We start from the raw sequence: 15344 nt of genomic DNA, 5'->3' as shown, positions 1-15344 counted from the left end.
CGTTACCGGCTGGCTGTTTTGCTACGAGTTTTAAATCACCTCTTCGGAAGAGGTGATTGTTTGGCATCAGAATGGCAATTCGTCAGGGTAATGTCGGCGTCCAGTCGCCCAGTACTTTGCTCTGCGTGTACTCTGCCGCCTGTGCGTCAGTCAGTTGCCGGCGGTCTTTGCTCACCGCAGCTCCCGCACCATAGGATTTGTACTCGAAGAAACGGGAATCTTCCGGATTGAACCAGATGGTGTTACCGTTTTTGTCCTTGCCGGACATCTTGTCCCAACCATAAATATGATTATCCATGCTGGTGTTCAGGAAAACGGTTTGACCAATAGCATTCGGATCCGCGTAACGGCCATCGGAGAAGGTCGTTGTTGGATGCCAGGGGCGACCCAGTCCGTAGCTTTTCGCCGGTACTGAGTCACTTTCCCGAATCACGCGACTGTTGGTGATCACCAGACCATACTTCTGATTAATGTTGGTACTGGGCGCGGTCAGGTAGCCGGAGACATTGCCGCTTTTCACATCAGCGCGATAGCGGGAGACCAGATCGCAGTTGTTGAACAACGCGGTGCCGTCGCCAAAGATAAAGTCAACCGTGCCGCTGATACGGCAGTCGGAGAAGAAACTGCGGCCGCCGGAAACATACAGCGTGTCCTGATAGCCGACCAGGCTGACGTCTTTGAAGTAGGCGCGGTCGCCGCTTTTGGTGACATAGAGCGCTACCGCCTGCGTGTCCTTGATTTTACTGCTGTCGCTGTCGCTTTTGGCCTGATTGGCCGGGAAATCAAAGTCGTTGCGAATGGTCAGCGACTGGGCGCTGAAATCCTTGGCGCTGATGGTGATGGTGCTGCTGCCTGCCGTTCCCCACTTGCTGCCGTCCGACTTCAGGGTGCCCGCCGCCGTGGCAGCAGCAATGACCGCACCGTTACGACTTTCGCCTTTCAGATGCAGGTTATTACGGGTAATCGTCAGGCGTTCATTATAGACGCCGTTCTTGATCAAAATGACGAACGGCGTGCTGCCTGCTGGGGCGCTGGCAATCGCGTCGGCAATAGTTTTGAACGTTTTGCCGTCGCTGGAAGATTTTGATACCACAGCGTTGTAGGTTGTCGCTGCCTGTGCCTGATGTACGCTGGCGGCGATAATCAGCGACAGCGCGAGGGTTCCAGAGATCGTTTTTAACATACACATATTCCTTTAGTGGTGGATGACAGAAGTCCAGGTGCTTCATGCACGAGTAATGTCCTATAAAACCTTAATTTCTCAGCATTACCGATTAGCTGCTTGCAGCTTGCCTGCCAATTCCCGCAGCGAAGGCGCCGCCTTGATCTGGTCGGCGACTATCGCCGCGACCGCCTGTGCGCCCTTCTGTTGGAAGTGGGTGGTGTCAGGCTGAGTCAGGCTGCCGGCCTGATCACGGTAATAGGGGTAGCGATCCGGATCGACCGCCAGCCAGTATTGCTGCCACTGCTGCCCGTCGCCCTGATTGGCCAGCGCCAGCGTCGCGGTTTCTACATCCAGTAGCGGCACCTTGTTCTTGCTGGCCGTATCGCGAATGGTCTGGGTGTAATCGCCGATATAGGCATAACCGCCGGCTTTGTTCTGTTTGGTCAGGTGACTGTGGACCGCCGGTGTCCCGTTCTTTCCTTCGGCGTTTTTGACGCGCGCCGTTGGGGTCAGCAATACCGGTATCATTCGATGCGCCTGTGCGTAACGGATGTAGCGTTCCAGCGAAATCTGGAAAGACATATCCGGTTTGCCCTGCGGGTATTGCGGTCTACCGTCGGCGCTATTTGGGTAAGTACAGAGGTTGGCGACATCTGCCGCGCCGCGAAGGGCTTTCTGGCTATCGCAGTTTTGATCGTTGTGTCCCATACCGATAAACAGGTAATCGCCCGGCCGCATAAACGGCTCCATCTGGCGGAACCACCCTTCGTAGTAGAAATCACGCGAACTACGTCCCGCGCGGGCACCGTTGACGACGGTAACATCACCGCCAGGGCGGAACTGTTGTTCAAACACCTGGCCCCATCCCATACGGGGAAAACGCGCTTTCTCGTAGGTTGCCGCAGTTGAGTCACTCACGATGAAAATGCGAGTATGTGACTGCTCCAACGCCTTACGGTGTTGGTTAGCACTGGTCAGATCCAAGGGTTCGTAGCTACCAGAGGCATTCAGTCCGGCAATCGGGCGAAACTTGATGTCGGTTAGCACGGTGTGACTGGCCTGGCCGTTGTTATTGTTATAACCGCGAGTGTGGTTGATGACCTGAAGGATTTTCGTAAAGGCTGGCGTCATCGTATCCGAATACGTTAACGGATCGAACTGGGAAGGGTCGGCAATACCTGCCTGTTTCAACGCATCATCAAAACCGACATGAAATTCGCGGTAAGCAGTTTCCCAGACAGTTGTCGATAAAGAGGGCAGCGTGGCGGCATCGATCAGTTGCTGTGGGCCGATATAACCGGCCGATACAGCGACCTCAGACAAAATACGATCGGTCAGCGGATTGATATTGATACGATTTTCATGACCGTCACGCAACTCAGGTACCAGTGCGCCCAGGCAAACGGCGCGAAGCTGATTACTCAACAGGCAATTCTGTCCGCCCGCTTCAATCGCGGACAGACGCAGTGGCGTGACCAGTGAGGAGACGTCGACATAAAATCGCCCTTGAATATCGGTTTTTACGTTGCGTTCTACGCCACGCTGATCTTTGATGAGTAATGTGGCAGGGAAGCGTATGTCACGGTAGGCCACTCTGCCGCTGATCGATGTATTGGGAGCCAGCGTGACGACATTGAGCTCGTGGGGCGTAGGTGAAGCGTTGGTTTCCGTCACGGTGCCTTCAGCCTGCGCAAAAGATATCGGCAGACAAAGCAGGGAACCGAGAAAAAAGGCGCGATTCCAGGTAGTTGTGAGCATGATGATGACCTCTTTTACCTGCGATTGATGCAAAAAGCGGCCACTTTTTCAAGTGGCCGCGATTTACTGGCAGAGGAATTACAGTTTGCCGTATCCTGCATTGCTATTGATGCTGCTAGCCAGGCTACTTGTCATGGTCTGAGCCGAATATTTGTACGGCAGAGTCGGTTTGTAAGCCGTCAGGCCGCAAGTGTCCAGCTTAGTGGTTGACGAGCCGTTAACCAGTGAGCCGTTATCGGAGAATACCTTGCTGTTGAATTGCTTCACGATGCTGCATTCTGGATTTTTGCCATCAATGCTCTTCAGGTTGGAGAGCGTGAAGGAGTTGGACTCCGACAGGATGCTGCCGCTGGTGCCAAGACCGAAGCTGTACAGATACGGATAGACGCTGTTTTTCACGTCGCCCAGATACACGTTGTTATACGCGTGGATGCTACCAAAGCGTACGCGCGGGGTACGTTCGGTTACACGGTCAAACACGTTGTTGTGGAAGGTAACGCGCAGTTTGCCGGAGTCCTGTGAGCCGTTGCTGTCGCTATGGCCGATCAGGATGGTTTTGTCATGCAGTTCGAAGCGGCTGCTGGAAATGGTGACGTAGTCGGACCCTTTCTTGATATCCAGCGCGCCGTCGTGCTGCACATATTTTTCGCCGTTTTTGGTGGTGTATTTGTCATCGGTGAAGCTGCCGTCGCTGATGGTGACATGGTCAACCCAAACGCGGGTGGAATTGTCGATCACCGCCGCATCCCACTCGGCGTTCCAGCCATCCCCTTCCTCGTAATGCGGTGCTACATCCACCGGCGTTTCGATATACAGGTTACGCAGGATAACGTTACTCACGCCTTTGATGACCAGAGAGCCGTTGGTGAATTTGCCATTGCTGCCAATACCGATGATGGTGGTGTTGGACGGAACGCTGATCTGGCTGCGGGCTTTCTGATCGTCAAAGCTGGTGTAGGCTTTGCCGCCGCTGATATCGATAGCGCCGGTCACCTGAATGATTTTCGGATCGGTGTCGGTGCCATTCAGCGCGGCTTTAAATTCGCTGATATTTTTTACTGCATAGATTTTGGCTGAGGCTGCTTTAGCGCCGCCGGTGGTGCCGCCGCCCTGCGTTGCCCAGCCAGTTGACGCTGCTTCTGTCGCCTTGGTGGTTTGCAGCGTGGCTGCATTGACTGACCAGGTCATCATCGATGTAGCGATGATGGCTGCCAGCAAGCTTTTGGTACCTACGGAAGACACTCGTGTGTTGTTCATAGACTGGTTCCTTGCGCTATCTGCGCTAATCCAATTTTGTTGACTGAAAAGTGTTTGTGAAAAAAATGAAACGCCATTTTGTCCTTTGGCAAGGCGGATTTTTAAGCGTTTTCGATTGTTTATTTTGTGATCAAAATCTCGTTTTTTTTATGAGGCTGATTAATTTTATCTAAAGTGTGATCGTGACCGGTAACTTTTGGTTATGAATGTTGAATTAATTTTTCTTTTAAATTCAGCTATATGTATAAGTGTTTTTATCTGAAATAACCCAAACAGTTAACAATTGATTCGATTTTTATTAAATAGAATTTTATTAATCTGTGGCTCTTACTAATTCCTGCTAGTCCCTGCATTTGATGGGGAAAACCGGTCGATTTCTTGATGAACGCCTGTGGCAAGGCCGGATTAACCTGAACCGTATTGAGTGGCGCTTCGGAGAACATCGGGGTAATACGAGTGGTGGGAATATGGGAAAATAAAAGGCCACTTTTGCAAGTGGCCTTTACGCTGGGCGGGAAATTACAGTTTACCGTAGCCCGCGTTGCTGCTGATGCTGCCAGCCAGGCTGGTGGTGATGGTTTGGGCTGAGTATTTGTACGGGATCTTGGCGCTGTATGCACTGAAGCCAAAGCCGCAACCATTCAGATTGTACGAAGCGCCGTTGATGATCGAGCCTTTATCAGAGAAGATCTTACCGTTAAACGCCTTGACCACGCTGCATTCTTTGTCGCGGCCGCTGATTTTTTTCATGTTATCAATGGTAAACGCGTTGGACTCAGACAGCAGGCTACCGCTGGTGCCGATACCGAAGCTGTACTGATAGCGATAGGCTTTGTGGTTGACGTCGCCAACGTAAACGTTGTTGTAAGCGTGAACGCTGCCGAAGCGTACGCGCGGGGTACGTTCGCCGACCCGGTCAAACAGGTTGTTGTGGAAGGTGACGCGCAGTTTGCCGGCGTCCTGCGAGCCGTTGTTGTCGCTGTGGCCGATCAGGATGGTTTTGTCGTGCAGCTCGAAGCGGCTATTAGAAACGGTAACGTAGTCGGAGCCGCGCTTGATATCCAGCGAGCCGTCATGCTGCACATATTTTTCGCCGTTTTTGGTGGTGTATTTGTCGTCGGTGAAGCTGCCGTCGCTGATGGTGACATGGTCAACCCAGACGTGGTCTGTGCTGTCAATCACTACTGCGTCCCACTCGGCGTTCCAGCCATCTCCCTCTTCGTAATGCGGCGCCACGTCCACCGGCGTTTCGATGTACAGGTTACGCAGGATAACGTTGCTGACGCCTTTCACCACCAGCGAACCGTTGGTGAATTTGCCTTTGTTGCCAATACCGATGATGGTGGTGTTGGACGGAATGCTGATTTGGCTGCGGGCCTTCTGATCGTCAAAGCTGGTGTAGGCTTTGCCGCCGCTGATATCAATTGCTCCGGTGACCTGGATGATCTTGGGCGACGAATCGGTTCCGTTCAGTGCTGCTTTGAATTCGCTGATGCTTTTCACCGCGTAGATTTTGGATGATGACGCTTTGGCGCCGCCGGTGGTGCCGCCGCTCTGCGTTGCCCAGCCGGTTGACGCCGCTTCTGTCGCTTTGGTGGTTTGCAGACTGGCGGCGGAAGCGACTGAGACCATCATGGTGGTGGCGATAATCGCCGCCAGCGCGCTTTTGGTTCCCAGGGCAGAACGTCCTGTTGTTTTCTGTGTTGAAACGGAAGACATACGTGAGTTGTTCATGGCAATTTTCCTTGTGTGCTCAGTGAGCGATCCAAATGGTGTCCATTTGTTACATGTGTGTCTAAAAACGAAATACCATTTCATCTTTTGTTTTGGCGAATGTTTATGCGGTTTTAGTGTCTATTTTGTGAACTTTGTCACGATGATGACAATGGTGTTTATTAATAAAAAATAAACTATTGACTGTATTTGTAACTTTGTGTTACTTGGTTTTTTATTTTTTATGATTTAAATCAATTATTTATATTTTTAATTTCGATGATTGTAACGGTGATAGTTAATTAATTCTGCTGTTTTAGACTGGCGGTGTTAATGCGAAAATTAGTAATAAATTAATAAGAAATGAGTACGAAATTGGCACGAAGAAAGGGGACGAGTCGGGCGGATGACGGTGTGGGCTAGACGTAAAAACGGCCGCCCGTGGGGCAGCCGTTGGGAACAAAAGAACGGGAAATTACAGCTTGCCTGAACCTGCGTTGTCCGTAATGGATTGCGCCAGTTCGGTAGTCATCGGCTGAACGGCGTAAACGTAAGGAATCGCGCTGGTGTAAGCGCTGAAACCACAACCGGACAGATCGGCGGCGCTGCCATTCAGGACGGAACCATTGTCGGAGAAAATGGAGCCGTTGAATTTCTTCACAACCTTGCACGCTTTGCTGGCGCTCAAATTGGCGATGGTGAAGCTGTTGCCTTCAGACAGTACGCTGCCGCTGGTGCCGATACCGAAGCTGTACAGGTAACGGTATACCGGATCTTTTACATCACCGTTGAAGACGTTGTTGAAGCTGTGGATGCTGCCGTAGCGTACGCGCGGCGCTCGCTCGGTTACGCGGTTAAACACGTTGTTGAACAGCGTGACGTGCAGCTTGCCTTTATCCTGAGCGGAGTTGGTGTCGCTGTGACCAATCAGCATGGTTTTGTCGTGCTGATCGAACAGGCTGTTGGAGATGGTCACGTAGTCGGAACCGCGTTTGATATCCAGTGCGCCATCGTGCTGGACATAAGTTTCGCCGTCTTTGGTGGTGTACATGTCATCGGTGAAGCTGCCGTCGCTGATGGTGACGTGGTCGACCCATACATGATGGGCGCCGTTGGTGATGTTCATGCCGTCCCATTCGGCGTTCCAGCCGTCGCCTTTTTCGTAATGCGGTTCTACGTCAATTGGCGTTTGGATGTAGACGTTGCGGATGATGACGTTATTGGTGCCGTCGGTACCGTCGATAATCAGAGAGCCGTTGATGAATTTGGCGTCGGTGCCAATCCCGATCACGGTGGTGTTAGCCGGAATGTTGATCTGGCTGCGGGCTTTCTGATCAGCGAAATCTTTGTAGGGCGTGCCGCCGCTGATATCGACCGTGCCTGTGATCTGGATGATTTTTGCGACGGCGCCGGCGCTGAGCGCGCTGGTGAATTCACTGATATTGGTAACGACGTAGATATTATCGCTGGTTGCAGCGGCACCGCCGGTGGTGGAGCCGTTTTGTGACGCCCAGCCGGCGGCGGGCGCAGATTCCAGCGCTTTGCTGTTAACCAGTTCGGCAGCGGAAACGCCAGAGGTCATCACGCCAGCGATCAATGTAGCCAGCAGACAGGTTGAGGTGCGTGTAAAAGAACGTCCTGATACTTTGTTCATCGTATTTTCCTTACTAAAATCCTTTGTTGATTGTTAAAAATAATTTCCATATATATCGATGGGTTATTTTTATTTATCGTCCTCTCATGACCGCCTGCCATACGCCTCATCACCTATCAATAATGTTTTATTATTAATATTGAAGTTTCGGCGATGCCGCCACTTAAGGGCCGCCAATGAATACGATCTATTTATTTGTTTTTCAATATTTGATGATAATGAAACGATGTTTTAAATGTAACATTGTGTTTTTTATTTCTTATTTATGAAGGTTTACTTAACTATTTTCAATTCGGGAATAAAAAGTGAGAAGGGGGAGGGAGCGTTGTTTTTACTGGCGGGTTTTTACTGGTCAGCATGACGCGGTGGTAAATGAAACTATTACGAAACAGTAACGGTTACCTCGTCAGGTTATTTCTGTACTGGTGTTTATTTTTGGGAAATAAATGGAAAGTAAAACAGGCCGGATTCCCGGCCTGCTGGTGTGAATAAATATAACCTTTTATCGGTTATATAACCTTGTGCGGACCAAAGCATTCGTAATGAATCTGCGATTCGGTAATCCCCAACTCCAACAATTGTCGGGCGGCGAATTGCATAAAGGCGACCGGGCCGCATAAATAACAGTGCAGGTTTGTCATCGGCAGCGGCGTCGGGAGGTCCTTCAACGCCATCAATCCGTGAAAAACATGCGCCGAACGTGCCGCTTCCGATGAGGCTTCCCGATACCAGACATAGGATTGCAACTGCGGCAGCGTAGCGGCAACATCGGCGATTTCGTCGGCGAAGGCATGTACCTCTGTGTTTTCAGCCGCGTGTAACCAGAAGATATCCGCCTGGTGCTGCTGATTTTTCAGGCTGTGCAGCATGCTGAGCATCGGTGTTTGACCAACACCGGCGGAAATCAGCGCTACCGGCGTCTCTGGCGTGACCTCAAGGTAGAAATCGCCGTGCGGGGCGGCCAGTTCAATCACATCGCCTTCGCGGGAGACGTCGTGCAAATAGCCCGATACGCTGCCCATCGCTTCCCGTTTGACCGCGATACGGTAATAGCGCCCGTTGGGTTCGTTCGTTAGTGAGTACTGACGAATCTCCTGATATTCAAAGCGCTTATCGCGGATGTAGACCGCCAGATACTGGCCGGGACGGAATGCGGCGATCGGGCCGCTATCCACCGGTTCCAGCGTGAAGCTGGTGATCAGGCTGCTCTGGGGCTGTTTCGCCACGATGCGAAACAGCCGGGTGCCATGCCAGCCGCCGTTTTGTCCGGCGCTTTGCTGATAAATGTCGCTTTCCCGCTGGATAAACACATTCGCCAGCACGCCGTAGGCTTTGCCCCAGGCATCCAGCACCGCCTGACCGGGCTGGAACATTTCTTCCAGCGTTGCCAGCAGGTGAGTACCCACTATCTGATACTGTTCCGGCTGAATATTGAAGCTGGCATGCTTTTGCGCGATACGTTCTACCGCGGGCAGCAACGCCGGCAGGTTTTCGATATGCGTCGCGTAGGCGCAAATGGCATTGAACAGCGCTTCGCGCTGGTCGCCATTACGCTGATTACTCATATTGAAGATATCTTTCAGTTCCGGGTTATGGTGGAACATCCGCTGATAAAAGTGAGCGGTCAGCGCCGGACCGGTTTCGGCCAGCAGAGGAATGGTGGATTTGATGGTGGCGATGGTTTGTTGATCCAGCATGGTGAGCCTCATTGTTGTCTATAAGTTGTATTTTAAATACATCTTATTAAAAAGGATGTTGCCTGTAAATCCCCGGTGATGGTCTGGGGTAGGGGCGGGGTAACGAATCAGGGGGAAAGGCGTATGAAAAAAATGCAGGTTGAGGATGAGAAAAAATCAGCAGGAATGGCTAATCCCGGAAAGACGTAAAGCCTTGCGTAGCCTGTAGCTAATCGTTTGCGTAAAAACCTCTGTCAAGCCCTATCATCGCCAGTCCAAAACGGTTTACACTATGTGCCCACGGCCCTCTGGGGTGTTTTTAATAAAGAAGCAAGTTAGCTGAGTCAGGAGATGCGGATGTTAAAGCGTGAAATGAACATTGCCGATTACGATGCCGAGCTATGGCAAGCAATGCAGCAAGAAGTGGTGCGTCAGGAAGAGCACATTGAACTGATTGCGTCAGAAAACTATACCAGTCCACGCGTCATGCAGGCCCAGGGGTCTCAGCTGACCAACAAATACGCCGAAGGGTATCCGGGCAAACGCTACTACGGCGGTTGCGAATACGTTGACGTGGTTGAACAATTGGCGATCGATCGCGCCAAGGAACTGTTTGGCGCCGACTACGCCAACGTACAGCCGCACTCCGGCTCTCAGGCTAACTTTGCTGTTTACACCGCGCTGCTGCTGCCGGGTGACACCATTCTGGGCATGAACCTGGCGCACGGCGGCCACCTGACTCACGGCTCTCCGGTCAACCTGTCCGGCAAACTGTACAATGTTGTGCCTTACGGCATCGATGACAGCGGCAAGATCAACTACGACGAAATGGCCGAACTGGCCCGCACGCACAAGCCGAAAATGATCGTGGGCGGCTTCTCCGCGTATTCCGGTATCGTTGACTGGGCGAAAATGCGTGAAATCGCCGACAGCATCGGTGCTTACCTGTTCGTCGACATGGCGCACGTTGCTGGTCTGGTTGCCGCGGGCGTTTACCCGAACCCGGTTCCGCACGCTCACATCGTGACCACCACCACCCACAAAACCCTGGCGGGCCCGCGTGGCGGCCTGATCCTGGCGAAAGGCGGCGACGAAGATCTGTACAAGAAACTGAACTCTGCCGTGTTCCCGGGCGGACAGGGCGGCCCGCTGATGCACGTCATCGCCGGTAAAGCCGTCGCGCTGAAAGAAGCGATGGAGCCGGAGTTCAAGACTTACCAGCAGCAGGTGGCGAAAAACGCCAAAGCGATGGTTGAGGTGTTCCTGTCCCGCGGGTTCAACGTGGTGTCCGGCGGTACCGATAACCACCTGTTCCTGCTGGATCTGGTCAGCAAAAACCTGACCGGTAAAGAGGCTGACGCCGCGCTGGGCCGCGCCAACATCACCGTGAACAAAAACAGCGTGCCGAACGATCCGAAGAGCCCGTTCGTGACCTCCGGTATCCGTATCGGTACGCCGGCGGCCACCCGTCGCGGTTTCAAAGAAGCGGAAGTGCGTGAACTGGCCGGCTGGATCTGCGATGTGCTGGACAACATCAACGATGAAGCCGTTATCGAGCGCGTTAAACAGAAAGTGCTGGATATCTGCGCCCGTTTCCCGGTTTACGCCTGATAGCCTGCCTGATGCGTCCGAGTTGCTCGGGCGCGCCGTCAACGCCAGCCTTCGGGCTGGCGTTTGTTTTCTGCTTCCCGTTGCGTCTATTCCGGCTCTCTGCCAGAGTAACCGACCGTAGAGGGGAGATGACATGGTTCTGCAATCAACGTACTGGCTGGCGCTCGGCTATTTCACCTATTTCTTCAGCTATGGCATTTTTTTGCCTTTCTGGGGCGGCTGGCTAAAAGGCGAAGGGCTATCCGCCGAGGCGATCGGCATTCTGCTCGGTGCCGGGTTGGTGGCGCGGTTTGTCGGCAGCCTGTTCATTACTCCGCTGGTGAAAGATCCCGCCCGGCTGATTACTGTACTGAGAGTATTGGCATTGCTGTCGGTGCTGACATTCATCGGGTTCTGGCTGGGCAGCGCCTGGTTATGGCTAATGCTGGTGATGATCGGCTTCAACCTGTTCTTCGCGCCATTGATTCCGCTTACCGATGCGCTGGCGGCGACCTGGCAAAAACAGATTCCTCTGGATTACGGCCGGGTGCGGGTGTGGGGCTCGGTGGCGTTTGTGATTGGCTCCGCTGTTACCGGACAACTGGTAGCGGTCTGGGGGCATCAGGCGATTCTGGCGACGCTGGCGGCAGGGCTGTTATCGATGCTGCTGGGCATGGCGTTGCGGCCGCACGTGATGCCCGCCTCAGTCAAACGTCATCAGACGCAGACGGCCGCCACGCCGTGGTTTATTTTGCTGCGCGATCCGGCGGTCTGGCGTTTTCTGCTGAGCGTGTCTTTGTTGCAGGGGGCTCATGCCGCCTACTACGGCTTTAGTGTGATTTACTGGCAGCAGGCGGGCTATTCCGCTGCGGTTATCGGCTACCTGTGGTCGCTGGGCGTGGTGGCGGAAATCGTCGTTTTTGCGCTGAGCAAGCGTCTGTTCGGGCATTGGAGCGCGTCCGGGTTGCTGATGCTGTCCGCGCTGTGCGGTGTGGTGCGCTGGAGCCTGATGGGGGCGACGGTGTCACTGCCGTGGTTGATTGTGATGCAGATTTTACATTGCGGCACCTTTACGGTTTGTCATCTGGCCGCCATGCGGTTTATCTCCTCGCGCCACGATGCGGACGTGCTGCGCCTGCAGGCGGCGTATTCGGCGCTGGGCACCGGGGGCGCGGTCGCCGTGATGACGGTGGTGTCCGGTTTTCTGTTTGAGTACCTTCAGGGCGGAACCTTCTGGGTTATGGCATTGCTGGTGCTACCGGCGTTCATGCTGCGCCCGCAGGTGAGTGCTCGCTCGCGCTGAGTAAGACGGCATGTCAGTGATAGGTAAAAACAGTGATAGGTAAAAACGGTGATAGGTAAAAACGGTGACAGGCGAAAACGGTCAGGATAGAAAATGTTACATTATAACAATTTAGGCTTTTCATTCCGTTGGGTAAGCTGCCTGCTGTTAACCATGGTGGCGGTATCCGGCCCGGCTCTGGCCCATCCTCACAGTTTTATCGATATGAAAACCACCGTGGAAGGGAAAGACGATCAGATAACCGGACTGCGCATGAACTGGACTATGGATCCCATTACTTCCGCCGATTTGCTGTACGACGCCGGCAACGCCGCCAAGGACTCGGAGGTGTGGAAAAAGCTGGCCGCCGAGGTGATGGCGAATGTGTTGGGGCAGCATTACTTCACGGATATTTATCGGGATGGCAAGCCGGTGAAATACCAGCCGTTGCCAACGGAATACCACCTCTCCCGCGCGGGCAACAAAGCGGTGCTGGAGTTTGTGTTGCCGCTGGCTCACCCGCAAGCGCTGACGGGCGCGCCGTTACTGATTTCCACCTATGATCCCACCTATTTCGTGGATATGTCCTATAAGGATGATAACGCGATTCAGATTACCGCTGCGCTGGCCGCGCGTTGTAAAACCACGCTCATGACGCCCAAACCGGATGCGTCACTCCAGTCCTATGCGCTGTCGCTGGATAAAAAAGCCAAACCGTCCAAAGACGTGGAACTGGGAAAACAGTTTGCTCAACAGGTCACGTTGCAATGCCGGTAAATCGTTCGCATGTGACCCGAAACTATCTGCGCTGGTGGCCGCTGGCGCTGTTTTTACTGCTGATGGGCGTAGCCGCATGGCAGGCACTGGTCTGGTGGCCGTCGATTCTGATGCAAAGCATTGAATGGCAGCGGTCGCTGCATCAGCAGATGTCGGATTTGATGGAGCAGGTGCGGGCGCAACCCCATCAGGCCGGTTGGACGCTGGTGATGTTCAGTCTGGTGTATGGCGTGCTGCATGCGGTTGGCCCCGGTCATGGCAAAGTGGTGATCGCCACCTATCTGGCGACCCACCCGTCGCGGCTGAAAAGTAGTTTGCAACTGACCTTTGCCTCCGCTTTGTTGCAAGGGACGGTGGCGATCGTACTGGTGACCTTGGTGCTGGCGGTGTTGCAGCTTTCCAGCCGGGCTTTGCACATCGGCAGTTTCTGGATGGAGAAAAGCAGCTTTGTGCTGGTCACGGGGCTCGGCGGCTGGCTGTGCCTGCGCGCATTCAGACGCCTGCGGGCGTTGCTGTTTTCCCGCGCCAAACCGCGCATCCGCTCGTTTACGCCGCTTGATGCGTCCGCGTCCGGCATCCGACTGGCGCCTGCCGTACGCCACCAACACGACGAACACTGTGGTTGCGGTCATCAGCACGTGCCGGCGGCAGAGGCGCTCAACCACAGCGATGGCTGGCGTACCCGCCTGATGGTGGTGCTGGCGATGGGGTTGCGCCCGTGTTCCGGTGCAATACTGGTGTTGCTGTTCGCCAAAGTGCTGGACGTGTTTGTCTGGGGCGTGATTGCTGCCCTGACCATGGCGCTGGGGACGGCGCTGACCGTCTCGCTGCTGGGCGTGGTGGTGCTGTTCTGTCGTCGCCAACTGGAACGTTTGAGCCGTGCCGGCGCCTTTTCCTCTCCACGCTGGCAACCGCTTGTCTGGTCAGCCTTGTCGCTGGTGGGCGGCATGGCGCTGACCTTCGCCGGCATTGTGCTTTATCTCACTACGCAACCGGATGTCATGGGCGGGATTCGTCCATTGCTGGGGTGAGTGCGCCCCACGGTAAATTCAGCCCGTTTCGTTGACCCGATCCGTTAACCCAGGAAGGCCGAGTTTGCGCCCTTCGATCACCATCACGTATTGATAAATATCCTGTTTTTTCATGTAAAAAAGATTGCCCGAATGTAACCGTAACTTTATTATTTACATTGAATGATAATGACTCTCATTATCCGTAAAACGGGCAGGGAATAACAGAATGAAAAAGTGGTTGTGTGCCGTTGGCATGGCGTTGGGGCTGGTTTCGGCAGTCAGGGCTGCACCCATTGTGGTGGAAGACGTTAGCGGCAGAAAAGTTGAGATCAAGTCTGAAGTTAAGCGGGTGATCCTGGGTGAAGGACGGCAGATTTATCTGCTGGCGGCCTTTGACACCGACGCGCCGTTCCAGCGTGTGGTCGGCTGGCGCGACGACTTGCCGAAAGCCGACTATGACGGCTATCTGGCTTATGAACATAAATATCCGCAGATTAAACAATTGCCGACCTTCGGCGGCGCTAAAGACGGCACCTTCAACGTTGAGCAGGCGGTGAACCTGAAGCCGGATCTGGTGCTGATGAATCTGGAAGCGAAAGCGGCTACCGATGAGGCCAAGCTGATTGAAAAGCTCAGCGGTCTGGGCATTCCAGTGGTGTTTATCGACTTCCGTGAAAAGCCGTTTGAAAACGCCGAGAAAAGCATTCGCATCATGGGCCAACTGCTGGGCAAACCGGCACGCGCCGAAGAGATCGTTCAGTTCCGTCGTCAACAGATTGATATCGTGACCGAACGCCTGAAGAACTATCAGGGGCCGCGTCCGAAGGTGATGCTCGACCGTGCCGGCGGCTATGACGAAGAGTGCTGCATGTCATTCGGCAATGAAAACTTTGGGAAAATGGTGGAAGCCGCAGGCGGCATCAACATCGCTAAGGGGATTATCCCCGGCACTTTCGGCACCCTGAACCCGGAGCAGATCATCAGCGCGCGCCCGGACGTAGTGATTGTTACCGGCGCCAACTGGAAGAACTACAACACCGCCAACGGCTGGGTTGGGGTGGGGCCGGGGGCCGACCAGCAACAGGCGCTGCAACGCTTGCAGAAGCTGATGGAACGCTCCGCATTTAAAACGCTGCCGGTCGCCACCAACGGCAAGGCTCATGCTATCTGGCATCAGTTCTATGACAGCCCGTATCAGTTTGTGGCGATTCAGGTGATGGCGAAGTGGTTGCACCCGGACTTGTTCAAGGATATCGATCCGGATGCCACCTTCCGTACCTTCCATGAGAAATTCCTGCCGCTGCCGTACCAGCCGGGATATTGGGTGACGCTGCCGGCGAAATCCTGACAAGCCGTGAGGCCGCCTTTATCGGGCGGCTGATTGCAACAGCGCGCCAATAAGCAAACGTGAATAACCGAATGTGAATAAAAAAACGCCCCGTTCATCTGCATGAGCGGG

Annotated in this window: 11 protein-coding genes; 5 read left to right on the top strand and 6 right to left on the bottom strand. The window is 53.8% G+C overall.

Annotated features, from left to right (window positions below):
• Window positions 1–82: 82 nt before the first annotated feature.
• The 6 genes from pemA to hmpA all read right to left on the bottom strand — a co-directional run bounded on the left by pemA (window position 83) and on the right by hmpA (window position 9244).
• Window positions 83–1183, bottom strand: a complete 1101-nt coding sequence (pemA, locus tag DDA898_RS15810; RefSeq protein WP_038901807.1) for a pectinesterase PemA — start codon at window positions 1181–1183, stop codon at window positions 83–85.
• A gap of 84 nt (window positions 1184–1267) precedes the next feature.
• A complete protein-coding gene (gene paeY, locus DDA898_RS15805) occupies window positions 1268–2923 on the bottom strand; it encodes a pectin acetylesterase PaeY (RefSeq protein WP_038912610.1) in 1656 nt (551 codons plus the stop codon).
• 78 nt (window positions 2924–3001) lie between these two features.
• Window positions 3002–4180 carry a pectate lyase PelD gene (gene pelD, locus DDA898_RS15800; RefSeq protein ID WP_038901806.1) on the bottom strand — a complete coding sequence of 393 codons (1179 nt, stop codon included), beginning with the start codon at window positions 4178–4180 and terminating at the stop codon, window positions 3002–3004.
• Between the two features lie 519 nt (window positions 4181–4699).
• Complete coding sequence (pelE2, locus tag DDA898_RS15795) at window positions 4700–5914, bottom strand: pectate lyase PelE2 (protein WP_038901804.1); 1215 nt, start codon at window positions 5912–5914, stop codon at window positions 4700–4702.
• A 454-nt stretch (window positions 5915–6368) separates the two neighbouring features.
• On the bottom strand, window positions 6369–7547 hold the full coding sequence (pelA, locus tag DDA898_RS15790) for a pectate lyase PelA (RefSeq protein WP_038911695.1): 1179 nt from the start codon (window positions 7545–7547) through the stop codon (window positions 6369–6371).
• Between the two features lie 509 nt (window positions 7548–8056).
• Window positions 8057–9244 (bottom strand): NO-inducible flavohemoprotein, encoded by a 1188-nt coding sequence (gene hmpA, locus DDA898_RS15785; protein WP_038911694.1) that lies wholly within the window; start codon window positions 9242–9244, stop codon window positions 8057–8059.
• Between the two features lie 336 nt (window positions 9245–9580).
• On the opposite strand from hmpA, the gene glyA reads away from it, so the two are divergent.
• From glyA to DDA898_RS15760, 5 genes are all read left to right on the top strand, one after another.
• The gene (gene glyA / locus DDA898_RS15780; protein WP_013318978.1) at window positions 9581–10834 is read left to right on the top strand and encodes a serine hydroxymethyltransferase; all 1254 of its coding nucleotides are present in this window, start codon (window positions 9581–9583) and stop codon (window positions 10832–10834) included.
• 133 nt (window positions 10835–10967) lie between these two features.
• Window positions 10968–12116, top strand: coding sequence for a 3-phenylpropionate MFS transporter (locus tag DDA898_RS15775; protein WP_038911693.1), 1149 nt, complete (start codon window positions 10968–10970; stop codon window positions 12114–12116).
• A 93-nt stretch (window positions 12117–12209) separates the two neighbouring features.
• Window positions 12210–12872, top strand: a complete 663-nt coding sequence (locus DDA898_RS15770) for a DUF1007 family protein (protein ID WP_038911692.1) — start codon at window positions 12210–12212, stop codon at window positions 12870–12872.
• Window positions 12863–13903, top strand: coding sequence for a nickel/cobalt transporter (locus DDA898_RS15765; protein ID WP_038911691.1), 1041 nt, complete (start codon window positions 12863–12865; stop codon window positions 13901–13903). The genes DDA898_RS15770 and DDA898_RS15765 overlap by 10 nt, the downstream gene beginning before the upstream one ends.
• 208 nt (window positions 13904–14111) lie before the next feature.
• Window positions 14112–15233 (top strand): ABC transporter substrate-binding protein, encoded by a 1122-nt coding sequence (locus DDA898_RS15760; protein WP_013318974.1) that lies wholly within the window; start codon window positions 14112–14114, stop codon window positions 15231–15233.
• The last annotated feature ends 111 nt before the right edge of the window (window positions 15234–15344 follow it).

It is taken from the genome of Dickeya dadantii NCPPB 898 (assembly GCF_000406145.1).
GTDB lineage: Bacteria > Pseudomonadota > Gammaproteobacteria > Enterobacterales > Enterobacteriaceae > Dickeya > Dickeya dadantii.
The sequence above is the reverse complement of the archived record's forward strand: the minus strand, read 5'-3'. Positions and strand labels throughout refer to the sequence as shown.

What these genes read in the sequence shown, in the direction of transcription:
- pemA (WP_038901807.1), bottom strand. Translation starts at nt 1,183, where the DNA reads ATGTTAAAAACGATCTCTGGAACCCTCGCGCTGTCGCTGATTATCGCC.
- DDA898_RS15770 (WP_038911692.1), top strand. Translation starts at nt 12,210, where the DNA reads ATGTTACATTATAACAATTTAGGCTTTTCATTCCGTTGGGTAAGCTGC.
- DDA898_RS15765 (WP_038911691.1), top strand. Translation starts at nt 12,863, where the DNA reads ATGCCGGTAAATCGTTCGCATGTGACCCGAAACTATCTGCGCTGGTGG.
- DDA898_RS15775 (WP_038911693.1), top strand. Translation starts at nt 10,968, where the DNA reads ATGGTTCTGCAATCAACGTACTGGCTGGCGCTCGGCTATTTCACCTAT.
- hmpA (WP_038911694.1), bottom strand. Translation starts at nt 9,244, where the DNA reads ATGCTGGATCAACAAACCATCGCCACCATCAAATCCACCATTCCTCTG.
- paeY (WP_038912610.1), bottom strand. Translation starts at nt 2,923, where the DNA reads ATGCTCACAACTACCTGGAATCGCGCCTTTTTTCTCGGTTCCCTGCTT.
- pelD (WP_038901806.1), bottom strand. Translation starts at nt 4,180, where the DNA reads ATGAACAACACACGAGTGTCTTCCGTAGGTACCAAAAGCTTGCTGGCA.
- DDA898_RS15760 (WP_013318974.1), top strand. Translation starts at nt 14,112, where the DNA reads ATGAAAAAGTGGTTGTGTGCCGTTGGCATGGCGTTGGGGCTGGTTTCG.
- pelE2 (WP_038901804.1), bottom strand. Translation starts at nt 5,914, where the DNA reads ATGAACAACTCACGTATGTCTTCCGTTTCAACACAGAAAACAACAGGA.
- pelA (WP_038911695.1), bottom strand. Translation starts at nt 7,547, where the DNA reads ATGAACAAAGTATCAGGACGTTCTTTTACACGCACCTCAACCTGTCTG.
- glyA (WP_013318978.1), top strand. Translation starts at nt 9,581, where the DNA reads ATGTTAAAGCGTGAAATGAACATTGCCGATTACGATGCCGAGCTATGG.